At 67.1% G+C, this 20,768-nt stretch carries 17 protein-coding genes and 1 pseudogene; all 18 read right to left on the bottom strand.

Annotated features, from left to right (window positions below; translation table 11 throughout):
• Positions 1-306 precede the first annotated feature (306 nt).
• Positions 307-2,673, bottom strand: a complete 2,367-nt coding sequence (locus tag ACWGKS_RS28780) for an OmpA family protein (protein ID WP_452524814.1) — start codon at positions 2,671-2,673, stop codon at positions 307-309.
• 232 nt (positions 2,674-2,905) lie between these two features.
• Positions 2,906-3,337 carry a TadE/TadG family type IV pilus assembly protein gene (locus ACWGKS_RS28775; RefSeq protein WP_452524812.1) on the bottom strand — a complete coding sequence of 144 codons (432 nt, stop codon included), beginning with the start codon at positions 3,335-3,337 and terminating at the stop codon, positions 2,906-2,908.
• The gene (locus tag ACWGKS_RS28770; RefSeq protein WP_452524810.1) at positions 3,334-3,711 is read right to left on the bottom strand and encodes a hypothetical protein; all 378 of its coding nucleotides are present in this window, start codon (positions 3,709-3,711) and stop codon (positions 3,334-3,336) included. Before ACWGKS_RS28770 ends, ACWGKS_RS28775 begins: the two co-directional genes overlap by 4 nt.
• A 62-nt stretch (positions 3,712-3,773) precedes the next feature.
• Entirely contained in the window at positions 3,774-4,184 is a 411-nt protein-coding gene (locus ACWGKS_RS28765) for a TadE/TadG family type IV pilus assembly protein (protein WP_452524808.1), read from the bottom strand.
• A gap of 225 nt (positions 4,185-4,409) precedes the next feature.
• Entirely contained in the window at positions 4,410-5,072 is a 663-nt protein-coding gene (locus ACWGKS_RS28760) for a type II secretion system F family protein (protein WP_452524806.1), read from the bottom strand.
• Positions 5,073-5,278: 206 nt separating this feature from the next.
• Positions 5,279-5,983, bottom strand: coding sequence for a type II secretion system F family protein (locus ACWGKS_RS28755; protein ID WP_452524804.1), 705 nt, complete (start codon positions 5,981-5,983; stop codon positions 5,279-5,281).
• Positions 5,984-6,180: 197 nt separating this feature from the next.
• Complete coding sequence (locus ACWGKS_RS28750; protein ID WP_452524802.1) at positions 6,181-7,497, bottom strand: CpaF family protein; 1,317 nt, start codon at positions 7,495-7,497, stop codon at positions 6,181-6,183.
• Positions 7,494-8,375, bottom strand: coding sequence for a hypothetical protein (locus ACWGKS_RS28745; RefSeq protein WP_452524801.1), 882 nt, complete (start codon positions 8,373-8,375; stop codon positions 7,494-7,496). The genes ACWGKS_RS28750 and ACWGKS_RS28745 overlap by 4 nt, the downstream gene beginning before the upstream one ends.
• Complete coding sequence (locus ACWGKS_RS28740) at positions 8,372-9,034, bottom strand: SAF domain-containing protein (RefSeq protein ID WP_452524816.1); 663 nt, start codon at positions 9,032-9,034, stop codon at positions 8,372-8,374. Before ACWGKS_RS28740 ends, ACWGKS_RS28745 begins: the two co-directional genes overlap by 4 nt.
• 121 nt (positions 9,035-9,155) lie before the next feature.
• The gene (locus ACWGKS_RS28735; RefSeq protein ID WP_452524799.1) at positions 9,156-9,719 is read right to left on the bottom strand and encodes a hypothetical protein; all 564 of its coding nucleotides are present in this window, start codon (positions 9,717-9,719) and stop codon (positions 9,156-9,158) included.
• A 290-nt stretch (positions 9,720-10,009) separates the two neighbouring features.
• The gene (locus ACWGKS_RS28730) at positions 10,010-10,513 is read right to left on the bottom strand and encodes a hypothetical protein (RefSeq protein WP_452524797.1); all 504 of its coding nucleotides are present in this window, start codon (positions 10,511-10,513) and stop codon (positions 10,010-10,012) included.
• 233 nt (positions 10,514-10,746) lie between these two features.
• Complete coding sequence (locus ACWGKS_RS28725) at positions 10,747-11,127, bottom strand: hypothetical protein (RefSeq protein WP_452524795.1); 381 nt, start codon at positions 11,125-11,127, stop codon at positions 10,747-10,749.
• 707 nt (positions 11,128-11,834) lie between these two features.
• A complete protein-coding gene (locus ACWGKS_RS28720) occupies positions 11,835-12,905 on the bottom strand; it encodes a C40 family peptidase (protein ID WP_452524793.1) in 1,071 nt (356 codons plus the stop codon).
• Positions 12,905-13,777, bottom strand: coding sequence for a replication-relaxation family protein (locus ACWGKS_RS28715; protein WP_452524791.1), 873 nt, complete (start codon positions 13,775-13,777; stop codon positions 12,905-12,907). The genes ACWGKS_RS28720 and ACWGKS_RS28715 overlap by 1 nt, the downstream gene beginning before the upstream one ends.
• A complete protein-coding gene (locus ACWGKS_RS28710; protein ID WP_452524789.1) occupies positions 13,774-16,128 on the bottom strand; it encodes a type IV secretory system conjugative DNA transfer family protein in 2,355 nt (784 codons plus the stop codon). The genes ACWGKS_RS28715 and ACWGKS_RS28710 overlap by 4 nt, the downstream gene beginning before the upstream one ends.
• Entirely contained in the window at positions 16,128-18,011 is a 1,884-nt protein-coding gene (locus ACWGKS_RS28705) for a VirB4 family type IV secretion system protein (RefSeq protein WP_452524787.1), read from the bottom strand. Before ACWGKS_RS28705 ends, ACWGKS_RS28710 begins: the two co-directional genes overlap by 1 nt.
• A complete protein-coding gene (locus ACWGKS_RS28700) occupies positions 18,008-18,949 on the bottom strand; it encodes a PrgI family mobile element protein (RefSeq protein ID WP_452524785.1) in 942 nt (313 codons plus the stop codon). Before ACWGKS_RS28700 ends, ACWGKS_RS28705 begins: the two co-directional genes overlap by 4 nt.
• A gap of 36 nt (positions 18,950-18,985) precedes the next feature.
• Positions 18,986-20,768 (bottom strand): annotated as a pseudogene (locus ACWGKS_RS28695) (hypothetical protein); the annotation flags it as partial.

Below are 20,768 nucleotides of genomic sequence, written 5' to 3'. Positions count from 1 at the left end.
CCTCCCCGGCGGGGGGGGGGGGGGGTGGGCGCCCCCCCCCCCCCGCCGAGGAGGGAGGGGCCGCCGCCCCCTACGTGAAGTTGACTACCCACTGGGTATAAGTCTGGTTTTGAGCCACACCCCTAAAACAGCATCTGACCTGCACAAACGCTCTTTTTAGGGGGGTCCACAGGCCTGGAGGGGTCGGTGGAGGGGTCGGTGGAGGGGTCGGTGGAGTAGTGATTCACTAGCTCACTGGCTCGTGATTCACCCCAGATCCGCCCCTGATCAGCCCCAACCACCTTGGAGCTGGCAGGCCCCGAGGAGTCACACCAAGGCGTACTCCTGGACCATGCGCTGGGTTTTCTTGGAGGGCTTTTCTCCGATCTCCTCCAGATGGTCCTTCAGCTCCCGGTAGGCCAGATGCGCTTTCTCGGGAGACCCTGCTTCACAATGCGTTTTGATGATGGATTGATAGAGTGGCTCGTTGCATCCATCAAATGCAATAGCCGTTTCTAGTTCCTGGATTTTCTCGACGGTAGATTCTTTCTTCTCGGCCAGGTGCACGCACGCGGATATCACCTCTTTGACACAGTACTGGCGCACGACCTCGATCCACGGCGCTCCACACTCGGCAAGGATCTTCTCCTGATGGATGTCGATGATCTCTCGCAACTGGTCCTCGGAGACACCTTGCGGGTTTTTCTTGACCGTCGTGGCCAATCGCAGGAAGGTCCACATGTCCACATCGAACAAGTCTTCGTCCAGGCGGTAGAGCCCTGACTTGTCTTTAATAACGACCCAGGCCTGGGAGTTTTCAGTGATCGTGCGGAGCGTGTGGCGCAGACTGTGAATGGCGTTACGGCGCTGAACGTAGGCCTTGGCCGGTTCGAGTTCACCGAAGCACTCGGCATCGATCTGCTCGGCCTCGACCCCTTCAGGGTGTACCGCCAGGTAGGCGACCAGAGGACGGGCCGCTGAGCGCAGCCCTTGGATGTGGCGCCCGTCAAAGGTCAGTTCCGGCTCGGTGCCCGAGCCGAACATCCGCACCCGCACGACAGCAGTAGAGGTACTGGGGCCGGTCGGGGCGGCTGGGCCCTCCTCGCCCACAAGCGGGATCCGGAGGTGCGGGGTCTGTGCCTCCTCTGAGCAAGACTCCTGCTCCTCCTGGTCTTCTGCCTTATATGAGTCCTTATCGGGTCGGGGATCGGGGCCGCGGTGACGCAGTGGTTCGGGCAAGTCGATGCGGCCTTGAGCCCCGACCAAGTAGGCGTGGTCCAGGTGCTGACAGTGCACGGCCGGCATCGACTTGTTCTCCCCGAGCACGCACACCACCGCTTCGGGCAGGCTGATCTGCGGCTGCATAGAGTCGGTGTCCCACGGGGCGGCCTCACACACCACCAACAGCAAAGGAGCCCTCTCCGGCCCGCTGTCGACAAGGTCCTGGGAATCCTCTTCCATGCGGGTACGTGCTTGGGACAGCACCAGGGTTTGCACCGCGATACGCGCCTGGGCCAGGTCCGACACGACCTGCAGCCCATCACCGAACGAACGCCCTTCCTGCAGCACCTCGGCCACAGCTCGGGTCACGACCACCGGCGAGGGCAGATGGTCCGTGACCACAGCGGCCAACACGGCAGCGGCGTGTGCCCCGGTGAAGGCCACCCCCTGGGCTGTGTCGACCCGAACGCTCTGGCCCACCAACATGTAGCCGTCTGAGCCGATGATCCCGTTCTCGGCTCCTCCGAGGTCACGACGCATCAGCCCACCACCGTCGGGTTCAAGGCCCGGTTCAGCCTCGATCGGGCCCTCCTCGCGCTGGTCCGGAGTCACCTGGTTTTTGGGGGCCTTCGTGCCGGGCCGAGTGCGTCGTGTGTGGGCCTGGCGGCGCCCGGCCGCATACCCCACCCCCACCCCCACAGCTCCAGTCACCGTGCCCACCAACAACGGGTTCGGGCCGTCGTTACCGCTGGTGGTGGTCACGTCCAGGTGCACCTGCTCGGGCAAGGGCTCGGACAGTTCCTCTGCCTCATTCTTCTCGTCTTCGGTCTTCTCTTCGGTGCTCGGTTCCTCAACGCTGGAGGGTTGGAGGGTGTAAGCGATTTCCACACGCCGGTGCTCGGCGTAGGAGGCACTCGGATCGGTGGGTGGCTGAGCCGGCCCCACCCCGGCAACCTCGAACTCGACGGGCTCTTCTAGGTGTTCGGCGAGGTAGTCCGCGACCGCTTGGGCGCGCCGCTCCGACAGATCTTGGTTGTAGTCGGGGTCGCCCACCGGGTCGGTATGCCCGGTCACCACGACCAGGGCGTCGACCAACCCGAAGTCCTCGATCATGCCCAGGGTCGGCTCCAACGAGTCGCGCATGTCGGAGGTGAGATCGGCGGAGTCAAAGCCGAACCCGGACAGGTTTCGAGCCCTCTCGACCACCCCGTCTTCCTCCGGGCCTCGATCCTCGGATGCGAGTGTCTCCTGCACTTCCGACACTGAACGGGCGGGAACCTCAACAGCGGTGTCGGATTGGGCTGCCACGGCCGCTGTGTGCGTGCTCGCCGCGGTGGCTCCTCCGGTGGCCAGGACCCACACCAAACGCACCAGCCCCACCCGGGGCACCAACCCGCGCAGCAAGGCAACGAGGTCCAAGACGATGACGAACAGGTAAGCGGCCCACACTACCCACAACAAACCCACGAACACCGCGAGGACGACCTCTGCGGGCAGGGTGCCGCCCCGTAGGTACTGCCACAACCACACCCACGAAACGTCCTCCCCCAGCGGCCAGCCGAGCCTGGACGCCAGGACCGGCAACCCGATCAGCATGGCCACCGAGAGCAGCGCTTCTCCGATAACCGACCACGGGCTTTTGGGCATACCTCTTACGCCTTTCTTCTTCGTGAACTGTTCCCTCGTGCTGCACAGGTCGGGCCCGTCAGGGTTGGTGGGCGGTCGCGCTCGCCTGAGCCTCGATCTCGGACTCGGGGATCGGCAGCAGCGCCGGTGAGTAGACAGCTCGGGCCAGGACCACGACCTGGCCCTCTTGAACCACGACCCGCCCACTCACTCCCACCGTGTCCATGTGTTCCAGCGCCGCCCCCTGAGCCTCCTGCGCATCCAGAACCGGAGCCCCTTCCATGAGGGTGGTGGTCTGGTCCACCTGGTGGGTGCCCGCTCTGGCCGCTGAGTGCGCGAGCGTCATCAGCTCCGCTTTGGCCACCAGCATCTGCCCGCCCTCCCACAGCAGCGCGAACACCACCCCGAGCAGCGGCATCAGCATGATCAGGAAGACCGATGCCTGGCCCCCATCCGACCGGTAGCGGCGACAACAGCACCCGCGATCAGGGGTAGGGGCGGGGGCGTTCACGGGTTCGTCCCTCGATAAGGGTCCACCGGAGAAGACGCACTCGCCGACAGCATGCGCTGCCCGCCGAGACCGCCCAGATCCACCACCGTCACCGTGCACTCCACCTCAACTTCCACTGTGCCGCCCGGACCGAACCCGTTGGTGTCCACACGCGCGGAGAATGGAGTGCACACCAGCCCCCGGTTAGTGAGTTCCTGTTCGGCGGCCTGCCGGGCCTGGGTACGCGCCGCATCCGCCTCGCGTTGCAGCGAGGCGGACCGCGCCGCTGCCGCCGCAGCGTCCTGAGTGATCAAAGCAGCCGAGACCTGGCGACCGGCCACGACCATCAACACCAAAGCCAGCACGATCACCGGAACCAGGAGGGTCAGTTCCACCGACGCACTCCCTCGATCGCTTCGGTCCCTCATACACCCCTGGTCGCAAGGTTTGTGGACGGTCATGGGGCCAGGTGTTCTACCGGGCCCGACACCTGCGAGGAGACCGGCACCCGCGCCCCGGGCAGCAAACTCGGAGCCTGGCCGCTGACCCGAACCCGCGCCCGCTCTGGGCCCCGTTCGGCCTCGACCTGCACCGCCCGCAGTACACTCCCGCCCAGCTGGTCGTGGGCCTGCTCGGCCCGCTCGTAGGCAGCAGTCGTGGTCCCGTCGAAAGCGCGGGCGGCCGACAAGGCCTGGGAGGCAACCGTTTGGGCGCGGTGCTGGGCATGTGCCCACAGCCCTACCTGCACCACAGCCAGCACCATCACGAACAGCACCGGCAGGACGAACAACGCTTCAGCACTGCCCCGGTCACTGCGACTCCCCCACCAACAGCGGGGACGAGCGCGGAGGTAGGCGGGGTGGGTCACCGGTTCACGCCCAAGTCGATGGACTCCGCTGCCGAAGTGAACTCACCGATAAGGATGCCGCCGACCACCGTGGCGATGGTGATGGCCACCATGATCGTCAACACCCACTCCGTGGTCGAAGAACCCTCATCCGACGTGACGTTGCGCGTTGGGACGAGTCGCGTGCGTACACGACTCCAGGCATGGCGAAGAGCGCTCTTCACTCTGGAAACTCCTTCTACAGACTCAGAAACCGGCCATCACGTGGACCAGGGCGACGTAGACGATCAACAGCAAGAACCCCGAGACCAGCCCCATGGTGGGTAGCGCCATGCGCTCGGTGGCCGCGAGCGCGGCGGCCTCGGCCTCGGCCAACCGGCGCGCCCGCAACGACGTCGCTTTGGCCGTCAGCGAGGTGCGGGTGCGCGCACCCGAGGCGCCGCCGAGCCGCAGCGAGGCCGCCAGTTCGGAGAGTTCACGCACTCCGCTCTCCACCGCTAGGGCTTCCAGTCCTTCCCACGGGGGGCGGTGGCGCACCGTGGCGGTGTGCACCGCGTTGCGGATGCGTTCAGGTGCCACTCCGTTCCCGTGCTGGAGCGCTGTGGTCAACGCCCCGTTGCTACCGGCACCGGCCGCCAAGCCCATGACGACCAGGTCCGCCAACGCCGAGGTGGCTGCCCGCAGCTCGGCCCGCTGACGGGCCGCCGCGCTCCGGGCCGCAATGTCGGGGGCCAGCACACACCCGGCCAGGACCAGGAGGGCGGCCAGCTCTACCGGCAGACTCTGCGGGAGAACACCACGAGCAGCCAGGAGCACCAGGGCGAGGAACAGGCCAAGGCCGCTCGAAGCGGCTTTCTCGGCCCGGTAGTCCTCAACCGAAGTATCCGCCTCCGCCAAGGTCCTGGTCATCTTCGGCCCCGGTATCCCGGCATGGATGAGCAGCCTGCCCGCACGATGGCCTACCCGTCGACTCCAACCCCCGTGACGAACAGGGCGGGCTTTGAATTCCGGTCGTGGGGTCATCTGTTCGATCAGAGTGGGGCGGCGCAGCGCATAGGCACCAACGCACACTCCGGCCCCGAGCATGCCCCCGGCCAGTCCCAGCATCATGATGCTCACCGGCCACCACCCGCCCCTACCGCGGCCGTCCCTGTCACGGGTGTCGGGGAGAAGGGGCGCGGCTGCTCGACCGGGGCGGCCAGACGGGCGAGCCAGAAGAACGACAGAGCCCACACACCACCGACCAGGCCAAGGATCAGCTGGCCAGTCATCGTGCTCAGAGGTTCGAGGAAGGCCGGGTTCAGGGCCACCATCCCCATGAGCATGATCGTGGTCGCGGCGGCGATGATGCGCACCGAGGAACGCACCCTCGCCCTTGAGGCCGACACGCGGGCAATACTGCTCGCCCGCTCCCGAGCCGCCTCGGCCAGACGCGAGAGAGCACCGGCCACGTCCCCGCTCTGCTGAGAAGCCCCCATCGTCAGGGGCAGGGCGACCAGATCACCTAGGTCCGAATCGATCTGGCGGGCGAACACCGGGGCAGCCTGCTCCATAGGCTGACCCGCTCGCAACCTGGCCTCCAGCCCCCGCACCTGAGCCCGGATCGACTCCGGGACGACCGGCACTGTCGCGGCGATGGCCTGATGCAACCCGGAAGCACCGCTGATCATGTCCCGCAGCTGCTCAGCCCACGACGCCAACGCCTCCGCGAGATCAGCTTGTTTGTGGGAGGTGGTGTCGGGGCCGAGCAGGGCGGGCATCCACCACCCGGCCGCCGCCGCGAGCACCACCCCCACCGGCCAGCCCGTCACCAGAGCCACCAGCGCCCCGGCACACACCGAAGCCGCCAAGCGCACCCATGTGTCGCGTTGGCGCAACACCCGCTTCCACCCAGACGAACTCGAGTTGTCGGGCGTGCGTCGAGGCAGAAGGCTTACCACGTAGGCGGCGCACGCGGTACCAGCCCCCAACAGGACCCCGCCGATCGCGAAGCCTCCTACTGTCCAGTCCCAGGCGGTCATGACGCCCACCCCCGCAGCGCGTAACCCACCCGGTTCAGGCGATCCGCGACAATCCCGGAGGGGGCACAGACCAACTCACCCGAGGAGGCTTCCGGCGTGCGGTGGTAAATCTCGTTGGAGCTCACCTGCTCACCCTCGGCCCCCACCACCTCGCGCACGCTCGCCACATACCGCTCCCCTTCCGGGGCGGTGTCGATGTGCACCACCAGATGCAGGGACGCACCCACCAGCGACGCCGTCGCCGAGGCGGTGAGGCGTTCTGGGCTTTGGGCGCAGTAGGCGGCCAGCTTCGCGAACACCTGCTGGGAGCTGGAGGCGTGGATGGTCGACATGGAACCGTCCGTGCCCATGCTCATAGCGTTGAGCAAAGCGAGGGTCTCTGGGCCCCGGGTCTCCCCAACGATCACCCGATCCGGACACATCCGCAACGCCGCCCGCACCAACTCCGCCAATGTCACTTCACCGACGCCTTCCACGTTGACGGGGCGTCCTTGCAGGGCTTGGACGTCCAGCCCGGTGTCGGCCGAGCGGTGCAGACCCAGTTCGAAGGCGTCCTCCACAGTGATGAGTCGCTCGCCTTCCAGGGTGCCCAGCAATGCGCGCAGCAGGGTGGTCTTCCCAGAGTTCGTCGCACCGGAGATGAGCACGTTCAATCGAGCCTGGACGGCGGCTTGGAGCAGGTCCCGTGCGGTCTGATCAACCATCCCGGAGTAGGCCAGATGACGCATCCGTAGGTACTGGGCGGGGTGGCGGCGGATCGTCAAGGTGGGGCGGGCCGCAACACCCGGCATCACCGCCGACAGCCGCTCTCCGCCCGGAAGCTCCATGGACAGGATCGGAGCTGATACGTCGAACCTGCGCTCTCCGCCCGGTGCGCGAGCGGCGGCCCGCTGCACCAAAGCCACCAGCTCATCGTCGGTGGCCACAACCGGAGCGCGGCGCTCCCTTCGCCCACCTCCGAAATCGACCACAACTTCGTCGGAGCCGGTGATGTGGATGTTCTGCACCCCCGGCTCGACCAGCAACTCCTCCACTGGCCCCAACCCGAAGACATGGTCCAGAACCAGGCGGCGAAGGCGCGGTTCGTCCACCGCTTCCCGCGTTCCCCGAGCCAGAGCCGTACGCGCCCGCTCCTCCAGCAACTGGTCCACGAGCTGGCCCACCGACTCGGTGCCCGCTGACTCCTCGGGATGGGTGACGAGGTGTTCGGTGACACGGCCGGCCAGCTCCACCGCGGCCGCACGCAACGAGTCCTCAACGATGGCTTCCCAGGGGACGGATGTCAGGCCGGGGACCTGGTGCATCGTGGTCATGCCGCTTGCACCTCCAACACCCGATTCTCCGCGCCCAGGCCCAAGCCCTCGAAGTCATCACACAACTCCGCCAGCGCCTTGGCGGCCTTGATGAGCGGCATCCACTCCAAACCGTCAGGGTCGCGGCGCTGGGCCCGCCACGCAGCCAGCCGCTCCCTCAACCGCTGGGGCGGGTGGTGCTCGCCCCGCACCAGCCCAGCTCCGGTGGGGTCATGCGGAATACGCGCCCACACCGGCAATCCACCGGCGACTTGGGAGACTTCGCCGCCCGTGTGCGGGCACGCCCCGGTGATGGCCAGGCCAACCCGGACCCCGTCTTGGCGTAGCGAAGCCAAGGCCGGGGCACACACCCGCAGTCGCTCGGCCTGCTCCACCTGGCCCGCCTGGCTCAGAACCACAACGGTGTCGGCGTGGCGGAGCAGGGTCGCCCCCGCAGACCCCGGCACCGCACGCCCCACATCCACCACCGTCGCCCTCCCCGACTTCAGTAGGCGGGGGTTGCGGGCGAGAGCATCCACCGCGTGGCCTGCCTCGAGCGGGTCGGGTGGGGCCGCCACGACCCTCAGCCCTCCCGGTAGCTCCATCGCATGGCGCAACAACGGGTGAGGGCCGCTCTCTCCAGAGCTCTCGTTCAAGGTCACCGTCATCGAAGTGTCCGCAGGCACGGGGGAGCGCGAAGCAGCAGCCAACGACACCAGACCCTTCGGGCCTGAGCCCACGTTCATTCCGTGCCAGGCCGCCACATCACCTCCCGAGGCATCGGCCTCCACCAGCACCGGAACCGTCAGCACTCCGCTCGGCCATGCGGCGGCCATGGCCGTGGCCAGACTCGTCACCCCCGGAGCCCCGCTCAACGAGCACACCGCCACCACCGTCATTCGCTCCCCTCCCCGTCCTCGCCCTCGGACTGTGATTGTTCGTGCGGGTTGACCACCGCGATGTGCACCTCACCCGCAGCGACCGTCCCCGCCGCTCGGCCCGCTTCCTCTCGCGCCACCACCACCTCCACCACCTGGCCACCGGGGCCAAACCCATCACCGCTGTCCGCGACCACGCGATGTACCAAAGCGGTCACCGCCCCCGAACCGTCCTGCGCGCTGTCCCCCTCGTCCTCGGCCACCTCCGGTACACCCCCGGCCGGGATCAGGTCCACCGTCGCGCCCGCCTCCAACCCTTGAGGAAGCACAGCGACGGGGACTGTGAACAGCGCCGACCCCTTCTCCGGCCACACAGCCGTCTCCGACACCGCGCCCGCCACCAAAGGGGACCCCGCCGAGACTGGGCGAGCCAGCACCATCCCCTCCACCGTGTCCGGCGCCAACAACCGCAGTCCCTCACTCGGCGCAACCTCGACCGAGGTGAGGTCCTGAGCAGCGATCACGTGCCCGGCAGGCAAATCAGCGGCGAGCACCGCCACCGGCAGCGTGTCTTCTCCCGCGAACCCGACCCAGGCCCCGGCCACCCCGCCACCGGCGATCAACGCGGTGGCCAACAACGCCCACTTCCACGGGCGACGCGATGTCGCCGCCAACCGCACCGACTCCCACTCCCGCCCCTCGCCAGACGGTGCCTTATCTTTATTTTTCTGGTTGGTTTGCTGGGGATTCGTGAGCGCGACCATCCCACCCTCTCTTTCCATACCTGCCTCTGCTGCCTGGTCAGTCTGTGCGGGTGACGACCGAGTGGATCTCACTCACCGCGACCGCTTCCGTCGCCGACGTCGACAACTCCTCCAACTCGCCGCCGCCTCCGGTGCTGGCGGACCAGGACACCGACCACTCCCACACCGCGACCAGATCCACCTCGGCCCCTGCGCCCCCAGGAGGAAGAGAGGTGTAGGTGTGGCCGCAGTCAGGCGACCCCTCCTCACCGGACACAGCAGGCGAGAACACCGTTCCCGCGCTTTCACACACCACCTGCTGGCCGTCCCCGGTCTCCCACACCACCCGCTCCGGGGTAGCGACCACCGTCACCGACCCCGCACCCACCGAGGCCGTCGCCGAAACCGGCTCCCATCCCTCCGCATCGATCCACATCCACGAAGGCATGTTCACGAACCTGGGCTTGCCGAGCGGCGGCGCCGTCCCGATCTCCGGGAGCGGCAAGGTCATCGACGCCCGCGCCTGCTCGGCTAATACCACAGGATCGACCACCGCAGGGCTGTCCTCGCCTTCAGAAGCCGAAAAGGCCGTGGCCGAGCATCGTGCACGCCCCGCAGGCATCTGAGCCGGGCCCTCCTGACCAGACCGAAGAAATTCCACATCCGGCATCACACACGAAGAGCTGGCATCACGGCCTTCACCGCGCCCTCCTTGGTGCGGTGTCGAGGGAGGGGCGGCCCCTGTGACCGCTGGACCTGAACCGGAACTACGGGCAACAACCTCACAGGACGCACCCACACAAGCGACGTGATCATTGAAACGCGATGTGTCGGCCCAAACGGACGTCGCGGACACGAGCAGTACTGGTCCGGCCAAAGCAGCGACGAGCGGCACCCGCACCGAAGAGGGGATCAGCATGTGTTGGGCTCCCCCAACCACAGCTCCTCCACCTTCCACTCTTCTTCAACCAGGGTCACGGTCGCCGTGTAGGGCCGTGTATTCACATCAGAGGAAGCAGGTGGAGGATGGCCTTCCAATACCCATGCCGTGTCATCCATGCAGTCCTCGACCAGGATGCTCGCGGGGTCGGTTTCCAGGTCAACGTCGGTGACTTCGGGGCGCAGGACCGGCTCTCCCATGGCCTTGGCCCCATCGAGCATGGCCGTGGTCAGTTCGAGAGCTCGACCGCGCGCGTAACGCTCCAAGTCCGGGTGGTCCTCGTCCCCTTCCAGCGATGCCTCGACCACAGCACCCATCATTCCCAGGTACACCTCCACAGCCTCCTCCTCTAGGGAAGGCTCGGATGTGGACGGGGCTGCCAGGGGCGCGCTCTCCTCGATCTGCTCGGGCTCTGCCTCAGATGCGGCACACCCCGCAAGCGCCACCACGAGCACGGCACACACCACCCTGCGCATGGCACACCTCCGTTTCCCTCTCCGACGTCAACACACGCCGCGCTTTCGAAGGGTGACACTAGCCACACACAGCGTGACTACACAAGAGGCATTCGGACACTCTCCGTCACCGAAATTGTGAAGAGAACCACCGCTCTCAGATGTCGAACTCTCTACCTGCACAAACACCAAAACGAGCAAACGCAGGCAGGGCCGCTCCCACGCGGGAGCGGCCCTGCTACTCGTCTTCGATCTCAGGCGACCGGCTGCTGCTGGGCGTGCCACTGCCGCACCAGTTGGGCCAACTCGCCCCATTCATCCGGTTCCTCGACTTGGCTCACCCGTGAGAGGGCACTTGGAGGTGGCGGACCATGCCGGTGCCGCTGCAGCGTTGGATTCTCAGGTTGGCGGTGACCACGTGGTCGTTGCTCGTACGCGACCAGGTAGGGGCGCACACCCCGCCCACCCGCATCGTCTTCGCACCAGCCGAACCTCGGCAACCGCTTCGGCGTCACCTGGGGTTCGTAGAGGTGTCGGGCCCACTGTGTGTGCTCGCGGCGAGCCTGGTCGTAGCGACGCACCCACTCGGGCTCCGCAGTCGACACCGGGGGGCGTGCCGACGTGACCGCTCGCACGGGCGAATTCTTCTTCGCCGGTCGTGGGCGCAGCGGAGGTGGCGGTTTCTGCGCGCCGAGGACGGCTTCGAGTACGGCCCCGACCGTCCAGCGCACACGACTGACCCATCCGCGTCGACGCCTGCGGTGGCGGCCCCTACCATGGTCCATGGTCTTCCTCCTGGTGCATTCAGGTGGGGGATCACGCCTCGGTCGGTGTTACCGCACCGTCCGAGGCACCTTTTTCTTGTGTTCTTCTCTTTTTCTCGTGGCGCGCGTTCCGCTATTCGAGGTGGGGCGGGTGTCAATGGCCTTGGTGAGGTCGTACGCCCTCACCTAGGCTGCGCTTCCTCGCCCCGCCCGATGTCAGCGGACAGGCGCTACCAGCTAGTTCTCAGGCCCCGCTCGGCCGAGGTGACCAGGTGCGGGAACAGATTATGCGCGAGCATCACAAAGCCCCTCTTTTTGAACATACGAAATAACTCGGACAAATAGGAACTGCGTTCATTTGGGCTGAACGGCGTGGGTGTGATGTTTCCCTATGCAAGCGAGTATTTTCAACCCTGCATTTCATAGAAGTCATGGACCAGCGAAAACACGGGTAATGGGGCCGCGCGAGCAATGCGCCCACACGGCCCTGACGGCGCGATGGCCCTCAGGGTGGCCCAGCCTGGGAAGCCCCCTCGGGCCGGGCCGCCCTGCGCCGGTGTGGGGCGGGTGGTGGCCGTTCAGCCCGGCCGTACCGCCGCCACGAACACGGTCGGGTAATAGGGGCCGTCCACGGGTTCGACCCGGATGTTCTGCCCAGTGCGCGGTGCGTTGACCATCTGTCCCCCGCCCACGTACATGGTCACGTGCGAGGGGCTGCCTCCCGGAGCTGCGGTGTCGTAGAACAGCAGATCTCCCGTCTGCAACTCGTCCAGCTTGACTCGGGTTCCGGTGTTGACCTGGTCGGTGGTCACGCGCGGCAGATTCACTCCGGCCGCTTTCCACGCCTGCATGGTCAACCCTGAGCAGTCGAACCCGTTCGGTCCGGTCCCGCCCCACACGTAGGGTTTGCCGACCTGGGCCAGCGCCCACTCCGCCGCTGCCCGCCCCCGCTGCGTGCTCACGCCCGAACCCACTACAGGAGTCTCAGCGGCAGCGGCCTGAGCTGCGATCTCGGTATAGGCCTCGACATGGCCCATCACCTGGTCCGCGTACCACTGGGCTTGGTTGTAGCGCAGCAAAGCCGCTTCCATATCGACCTCGTCAGTGAAGTCGACCAGCCCCGCGTCGGGATGGCTCACACACAGGTACACCGCCGCGCTCCACATCGCGTCGTGGATGTTGTGTGGGTCGGCGATCCCGTCGTCGTTGCCGTCCAGGCCGTGGGTGGTCCAGGTGGTGGGGATGAACTGCATCGGCCCCACCGCTCGGTCGAAGGCTTCATCCCCGTCCCACTCGCCTCCGTCCGAGTCATGGTGGGGTGTGGTGTTGCCCCCGGCCCCGCTCCCGTCCAAGCGTGGGCCGATCATCTTGGGCCGCACGTCACCCGATGCCGACACCTCCCGACCGGCGACGTGGTTGGATTCGACTTTGCCGACCCCGGCCAACACCGGCCACTCCATCCCCTGGCACTGTTCGTACTCGCTCTCCAATCGAGCAGCCGCTTGAACGTAGGCGTCCAGGACCGGGGCGGGGATACCCTCCGCCTCACCCGGCACCCCCACCGCGTGCTGGCCCGGGTTGCCCGCCACTCCGATGAACAACACCGGCACCAGGAAGAGGATCCCCGCACCAACGAAGACCTGACGCATCACCCGCTGTCGCCCTGGCCCTGCTCCTTACGGGGATGACGCTGAGCGATATCGACCAGGCTCAACCGCTCACGACCACGCACCCCTGCCGCCCTCCACACCCGCTCTGCCGGCCCTCTCCTCCCGAGGTGTTCGTGAGTGGTCACATAGGCACCGACCATGTCCGAAACAGAGGAAGCCAGCTTCCTGACCAGGTTGTCTTCCCGAAGATCAGAATGGACAGCGAACAGCACGATCGAGGGCAAACGGCTCTCCCTGGCCAGACGCCCATACCCGACCATCTTGCGCACGACCTTCGTCAAGGGTTCGGTACCGGTGTCGTACTCCCAGAACACGTCCAGCTCGGTGTCGGCCTCGCACCAGCGCATGTAGGCGTCGGGACGGACGTAGCGCCCCCATCGTCGAGCGCACTCACGCTCGGACTCCCAGATCGCCAACCGGGCGTCCTTGCGTGCACGAGCAGCTTCGGTGGTGATGACCAGGCACTCGGCCAAACCGAGGATGTGTCCGAGCTGGGCCGAGTGTGCTCTCGCCAGGAGGCGGTCGTGCCGGAAGTCGAGCTCACCGGGTTCTTTGCCACGGTGTTCGGCTACCAGGGCGGCCCCGAGCGGGGCCAGGACCCACCGATCCGCGACGTAGCGGCCGGGAAAGGGACGGAAACGGTCCAGGAGTTCATAGCGGTGCAATTGCAGGAGCCGCTCCCGGCAGCGCCGCCCACCGGATGCGGGAAAGTACAGGCGGTGGAGTTGGCCGGTGGTCATGACCTGGTGCTCGTAGAGGCCCGCGAGGATCTCCCGATCACGCGGGGTCACCCTAGGCGCCAGGTAGATGAGCCTGCGACCGTACTCGGCCCGGTCAGTACTAGGGTTCACAGGTTCTCCCACTTGTCTTTCTCGCTCTGTTCGCGGCCATCATCTGAGAGATCTTGTGTGGGCCCATGAGCGCGGGCGGCCTTGCGCACTTGAGTGGCCCGCCCCTTAACCCCCTCCGGTAGCGGCCGGGTGCGCACCGTGGCCGCTCCCAGTTCCTTGGCCCCCACCAGGGGGCGCACCGCGGCCTGGAACGCGCCAAGGTGGGTGAGGTCATAAGCCCCGAGTACCGGCTGGGTGTGCTGCTGCAGACTGACCGCGTCATCGGGTGAAGCGGAGAAGTAGATCTTGGAACGTGCGTTGGCCGAGACCGCTTTGCGCAGATCCCCTGGGAGCTGGCCAAGCTCCTGGTGGGCCAACGTCAGGCCGAGCCGGTAACCCCTCGCTTCGGCGAGCATGTCCTCCAAAGACCCGGGCAGGTTGAGGAAGTTCTGGCACTCGTCCACGTACGCGCACAGGTCCTTGCGCAGATGCTCGGGCGTGTGAATACGGGCGGTGACCGCCTGCCACGTAGCAGCCAACGCAAACGACCCGATCAACGAACTGGTGTCCTCACCCAAACGCCCCTTCGGTAGGCGCAACAGCACCAGGTGCCCGGAGTCGAACAGCTTCGACAGATCGATGGTGGAAGGCCCCGAAGCGACCACTTGGCGCACCCATTTGCGCAACAGCGCGGTGCGGAGCTTGTTCAGCACCGGCCCGGTCACCGACGACCTGGCTGAGACGGTGAGCCCGGAGTACCAGCCCCAGAAATCTTCGAGAGCTTGGTCTTCACCGCTACGAGCGATGACCTTGGCCATCGTGTCCACGCGCAAAGCATCGTCTGAGAGCAACAGTGGAACGTGTCCCAGAGTCAAGGTCGGGTCTTGGGCTCGGGTCAGGGTGAGTGTGGCGGCGCGCAGGATGTCGTCGGTGCGGGGCCCCCAGTACTCGGCGTAGATACGCCGGAAGATCCCCACCACGGTGTCGCTCGTGAAGTCCGGGTCCGGGCCCTGAAGCAGGTTCAACCTCGGTGGTGCGGCACGGTCGTCGGGGTCGAACAACACCACTCGGTTGATGGCCTGCTCGGGTAGGCGGGCCAGGATGTCGGTGATCAGGTCCCCGCGCGGGTCGATCACCAGCCCCGCCCGCCCCGCCTCGGCGTCCTGGAGGACGAGGTTGGCGAGCAGCGTGGACTTGCCGGAGCCGGTTTTGCCGAGGATGTGAGTGTGCTGGCGGGCCTCCACCACCCCCAACGCGACGGGACGCTGTGTGCCGGCGTCGGCATCCCCCACCACACGGGTGTTCTCACCTCCGCGTGGGACGGCCGGTGCCGGTGCAGCGGGGCGGGCTCCGGCTCGGGCCAGACCGGGCACGCTGGTGTCGGTCGGCAGGTGCGCGATCCCAGCCAGCTCTGCGGTGGACAGCAGCGCCCCGCGGGCCAGGAACCGGTTCACCGCCCACCAGCAGGGTTTGAACATGTAGCTGCGCCGAAGGTGGTTGGTGCCCGAGGTGAACGCGGCGAAGCTTGAGGCGATGCCGTGGGCGCGGCCCCGCAACCGCTCCTGGAACTCCTCTCCCTCGTGTGTGGTGGTCAGGATGTAGGACAGCGAGCACGCCAACCTCGGACTGCTGGCTTTGTTCAGGATGGCGCGGATGTCATCACCGGTCCCCGGCAACGACACCGCACGCCGCGCCCCGCCCCCAGCCCCTGCCGGGGTGAAAGCGTCGACCATGGCCGTGCCCATCCCGGCGTGCCCGGCCAGCCGTGCTGCTGCCTGGCGGGCGCGGGCGGCCCGCCACCCCGTGACCGGGCGGGCGGTGATGCGCACCAGGGCGTGTTCGCCCTCGACCAGGTCCTCCATCGCGCCCAGTAGGGGGCGGGCGGGGTCGTCATCGAACCGGGTCTGCAGAGGGAACACCTCCGTCCTTCCCAGGCCCAGGTGGCCGCCGGTGGTGTAGGCCCCAGCCGGGAGCGGTGGCTCATTGGGGGCCAGGTGGCGGGTGGAGGTGGTGGCGCCGGGCCAGGCCGCCGAGATCGCTCGCTCCACCGTCCCCGGAGGCACCGTTCCGGGTACCCACACCTGGTAGCGCACACCTGCGGCCGAGCCGACGATTTCCAGGGCCAGGTGGGGTTGGAGTAGCCAGCGCGACCAGCGCGGGCGCAGCAGTCCCATGGTGTGTTGCCAGAACGCTTTCGCGTTCTCCAAACTGGCCTCGGGTGGGGGCAGGATCTCCACCACCCTGGCGTCCTTGGACAGGTGGACGTGGCGGGCCCACCTGATCCCGAGTACTGCCGCGCTCACCAGGGCCCCGGTGAGCGGGATCGCCGCGATCAGGAGGAAGATCCCCCCACTAAGCAGGAGGCCGAGCATCAGGCTGCCTCTCCGTCGTTGCCTTCGGTTTCGTCCCAGGCCAGATCAGGGTCGACGTCGCACTCCTGGACCTGGCCGTCGAATGGGTCCGTTGCCGTCTCTGCCTCGGCGCGCATCGCGGCAAGCTCGGCCGGATCGGAAGTGATCAGCGCGTGCTCATGCGCAGAGGCCAGCGGGTGGAACCCCACCCGGTGGTGGCCTGCCACCAGAAGGGCGGAGCCTCGGGGTGCGGTGCCCACCAGGTGGGTCTCACCAGCCGAGAGATGGAACGCTTCGGCCACAGCGTCGAGGTTCTGCGGGGCCTGCTTGAGCAGGACCTGGGTGGCGGCGTTGGCGATCACCACCCGGCCCAACTCCGTGGAGAGCACGTCCCCCACGTCCTGGGTGACCAGGGTCAGTCCCATCCAGTGTTTGCGTCCGGCCTTGGACCAGCGGGCCAGGTAGCGGGCCGCGGCCGGGTCTTGGAGCAGAAGCCACGCCTCATCGACCACCACCATCCGAGGCCGCGCAGGTCCCGGTGCGGTGACGTTGCGCCAGATCGCGTCGAGTGCGAGTAGCACCCCGACCGGGCGCACCTCCTCCGGCAACTCCTTGAGAGAGAGCACTGTGAGGTGCCCGCCCACTTGGGAAGTAACACCGCCCTCGAACAGAGCAGCGTGGGAGCCGTGCACGAAAGGCTCGATCCACTCGGACAGGCCCTGGGCCGCACGGGCCGGACTCTCTCCCGTGCTGGGGTCGGTGGCGATCTCTTCCAACGCCTCGGCCAGATCCGCCAGCACCGGCGCAGCCCTGTCCCAGGTGGCGGGGTCTCGGGTGATGCCGGCTTGGGCGTAGGCGGTCACGATCGCCCGGTCCAGCACTGGCTTGTCGGCGGCCGTCAGCTCACCGACCATCGCGCCGATCAGGGTGTGCAGGAACAGCGCCCTGGACGTGAACGACCGGCCTTCCTCACCCTCGCCGGGGACGGGCAAGACGAAGGGGTTCAGCCGCCCGTCCTGGGTGCCGAGGCTGATGGTGGTGCCGCCCACCGCTTCGGCCAGACGCAGGTACTCCCCCTCCGGATCGATGACCGCGACCTCAACACCCACCAACAAGGACCTGAGGATCTCCAGCTTGGCGAGGTAGGACTTGCCCGCGCCTGAACGGGCGAGGATGACCGCGTTGTGGTTGTCCAACTCGCCGCAGAACCGGTCCCATGCCACCAACCCCGACGAGTGGGTGTTGGTGCCATAGACCACCGTGGTCTCTCCCAGGTCCGCGACCAGCTCCGGTGAGGTGAATGGCAGCAGGGTGGCGGCGGCGTCGGTGTCCATCGACCGACCCATCCCCAGCAGGTCACTACCGAGCGGAAGTGTGGAGATCCACCCCGCCAAGGAACGGAACGTCGCGGGAACCGCGTCCACCAGCAGCGAGTCGCACAAGGCCTTGACCTGCTGAAGTTCAGCCTCCAAATGTTCCAGGGTGAAGGCGTGCACGGTGATGTAGACCGCGACCCGAAACAGCTTGCCTTGGCCGGTGGCGATGCGGTCCGCGATTTCGGCAGCGTCAGCCGCTGCTGTGAGCTGGTGGGGGTCCTCCACTCTGCCCTGGCCGGTGCTGGTGCGGTGCGCCGACTCCAACCGCGCCCGCCTCTTACGCAGCTGGGTAGCGGCACGGGTCGCGGGAACCGGATCCAGATGGAAGCTGATGTCGAGCTGTCCGGGGTAGGCCAACAAGGGTTCGGCCCAACCGACCGCGACCTCGCGCGGGTATCCGGTGACGATGAGGGTTTGGCACACCCCGCCTTCGACCTCCAGGTGGCTGGCCCCGACATGGATGGCCGGGCCGCCCAAGGCGGGTGAACCAGAGCTCTTCCACGAACTGCGCACAACCATGGTGTTCATGCCTCCTGCTCGTGTGTGGTGCCGATGTCGCGGTCTGCCACGTCGGGGTCGGTGTCGGTCAGGTGTGTGCCGGGGGTGGTCATCGACGCCCGGAGCGCCTGCTCGGCCGCCTCGCCGTCCAGGACCTGGGTGCGGACCCCGAGTGCGGCGAGCCGGTCCGCGATGTCTTCCGCCCGGCGGCGGAGAGCCCCACCGGTTCGGCGGGCGGGTCCGGTGGCGGTGACCACGACCAGTACCTGCTGGTGGGAGAGTTCGTGGGTGGCGGCGATCTCGTCGAGGAAGTCGGCGTGCGCCGCCGCGGCTTCGGACAGGGCCGGGTGGGGCAGGTGGTCGGCGTTGGCGCGCACCATTCCCACTAGCCCCGACAGGTCGGCGCGGCGGCGTTGCACCAGGATCTGGATGGGTTCGGTCAGCGAGTCGAGGACCCCTGCGAAGGCGGCCACGGTCTGGTCCTGCTCACGGCCGGAGGCGAGTTGGAAGGGGATGGTGGTGCAGGCGATGGCCATGGCGCACCGTCCGCCCAGGTCGATCACCCCGCTGGGGGCAATCGCGGAGGTTGGCAGGCGCAACGGCGCCAGCTTCGGTTGCCTGAACCGGGGCACCCAACGCGGCAACGCCGGGAGCTCATCGGACGGTGCGGGGACCAGGTGCTTGGGCGAGCGCTTCCAGGCCCAGGCGCTGGCCAGGACCTTCTCCAGACCTCGGCCGTCGCGCTCGGCCAGCGCGATCGCGATCACCGCTCCCAGGAGCGGAGCCAGGCCCAGGGCGAGCGCCCACAACGGCACCATGTGACGCAGGAGCAGGTAAGCGACCCATACTGCGGCCAGAGCCGGTCCGATGATCAGGCACTGGCGGGCGGTGAGGTTGAACAAGATGGGTTCGGGGCGGTCGATGTCAGCGGGGATCCGGCCCCGCCATGCCGAGGGTTCCTCAGGCACAAGCTCCCTTTCTCGTTGTCCTACTTGGCCGGTGCGCTACTTGGTGTTGCGGCGGGATTTGGGGAAGAGCCCGTACTGCTTCCACACGCGTCGCGGCGAGGCGAACAACGGACGCTGGCCTTTGACGTTTCGCGGCTTGCTCCAGTCCAAGACCGGCATGTTCGGCAGGAGACGTAGCCCTGCTGAAGGCCGCGATATCGGCGGCAGCGTGCCCAGTCGTTCGACCCCCTTACGGCCGGGTATCCGCACGGGTGGCGGAGTCGGCAACACCCCTTGTCTCCACCTGCGTCGCGGGCTCCTGGGGCTACCGGAGCTCGGTGGTGTGGGTGGTGGTGATGGTTGCGCGAAGAGTGTCTGTTGTCCCAGTGCAGGTGATCCGGGCATACGGCCCTCCTCCAACGCGCGGCGTACGGGTGCGGGTGAACCAGGGCGTGGCGGCGGCACCGGAGGCAACGCTTTCTGCCCAGGCAACGCGGGCGGCGGCGAACTGGGGTCGGGGCTCGGGCCAGGCCAGGGACCGCGAGCCTGGGGAGCTGGGAGAGCTCGCCGACCTACGGTGGTCAAGTCCCCGATCGGTTCGGGTGGGTCGGTGCGGTTCCGGTACCACCACGCCTGGGATTGCAACGGTTGAAGCCCGGTGCCGGGCTGGGGCTTGTACCGAGGCAACGGTTTCCCCGAAGCGCGGTGGGGCCGGCCGAACTGGGGTTTACGCAGCCCCAGGTCCAGGCCGGTGCGGAACACTCCCGGCATTCGCATGGAGCCCACCGAGCGGAACGCCATCATCCAGGCGATGTTCTTCAGCAACGCCGCGATCGGGCTCGTGCCGGGGTTGGGTTGCCAGACCAGCTTCATCACCCAGGAACTGATCCGGATCTGCACATACAGCAGCACCAAGAGCAGCATCAGGTTCATCAGCCACCCGTCCTCGCCCACGTCCTCGGTGGTGGGCGAGGCGATGACGCTGCCGGCCAACGTGACGGTGCCCGAGGCCGCCGTTCCCAGATCCAGGTGCTGCACCTGGCCGGGTGCTGCGGCCGCATCCGGCATGTTCCCGAAGATCGTCATCTGCCCTTCGAAGAACAGCTGGGCCATCGCGATGTAGACGATGGCCTGGGCGATGGGTATCGCGCACAGCCCCACCATCGACTTCCACCAAAGCTCGGCGAGGCGGTTGGTGTGTGGCAGCGCATGGAACATCAACAACAGGGGTGCGGCGATGACCAGGACGATCACCATGCAGATACGGACCGCTTCGGTGATCATCCACACCACCAACATCACGACCACGACTACGAGCAGCAGCAGAATGAAGACCACGGCTTCCATGAGCAGCACATCGATGCGGTCGCGGAAGTTCTTCGCCGCTTCTTGTGGGTCGATGCCCGCCGCTCCGACTGCTTGGGCGATGTCGTTAGAGGCGCCGACCATCTCGGTGGTCAGCCACAGGGACAGGTTCGATGCGGCGAACCCGAACACGAGCCGGGGCAGGAGGTCCCCGATCGCGTAGCGGGTTTGGATCGTTTGGTAGCCCATGACGATCACTCCGCCCGCAACCACCAGCAGCAGGTACAGGATGTTGCTGGTGGTCAAGATCCCGGAGTGCAGGGCCTTCATGCCTTCGGTGGGCAGCGGTGTGTGGAACGCCTTCTCCGCCAACCAGCCCAGGGCCGGATTCAGTCCGGAGACGACGAAGTCCGCGAACCAATTCGACACGTGGCATCCGCCATCGGTCAGCCCGCAGTCGAAGATCGTGTCGTCGGTCTCCAACTCGACTGTTTCCTCGGGGGCCTCCTGCTGTCTCTTATACACATCTCCGAGG

It is taken from the genome of Nocardiopsis sp. NPDC055879 (genome assembly GCF_053615935.1).
The sequence above is the reverse complement of the archived record's forward strand: the minus strand, read 5'-3'. Positions and strand labels throughout refer to the sequence as shown.

Bases quoted from the DNA above. Each gene is read 5' to 3' on its own strand.
- ACWGKS_RS28760 (WP_452524806.1), bottom strand. From the start codon at position 5,072: ATGACCAGGACCTTGGCGGAGGCGGATACTTCGGTTGAGGACTACCGG.
- ACWGKS_RS28750 (WP_452524802.1), bottom strand. From the start codon at position 7,497: ATGACCACGATGCACCAGGTCCCCGGCCTGACATCCGTCCCCTGGGAA.
- ACWGKS_RS28745 (WP_452524801.1), bottom strand. From the start codon at position 8,375: ATGACGGTGGTGGCGGTGTGCTCGTTGAGCGGGGCTCCGGGGGTGACG.
- ACWGKS_RS28735 (WP_452524799.1), bottom strand. From the start codon at position 9,719: ATGCCTGCGGGGCGTGCACGATGCTCGGCCACGGCCTTTTCGGCTTCT.
- ACWGKS_RS28730 (WP_452524797.1), bottom strand. From the start codon at position 10,513: ATGCGCAGGGTGGTGTGTGCCGTGCTCGTGGTGGCGCTTGCGGGGTGT.
- ACWGKS_RS28720 (WP_452524793.1), bottom strand. From the start codon at position 12,905: ATGCGTCAGGTCTTCGTTGGTGCGGGGATCCTCTTCCTGGTGCCGGTG.
- ACWGKS_RS28710 (WP_452524789.1), bottom strand. From the start codon at position 16,128: ATGCTCGGCCTCCTGCTTAGTGGGGGGATCTTCCTCCTGATCGCGGCG.
- ACWGKS_RS28705 (WP_452524787.1), bottom strand. From the start codon at position 18,011: ATGAACACCATGGTTGTGCGCAGTTCGTGGAAGAGCTCTGGTTCACCC.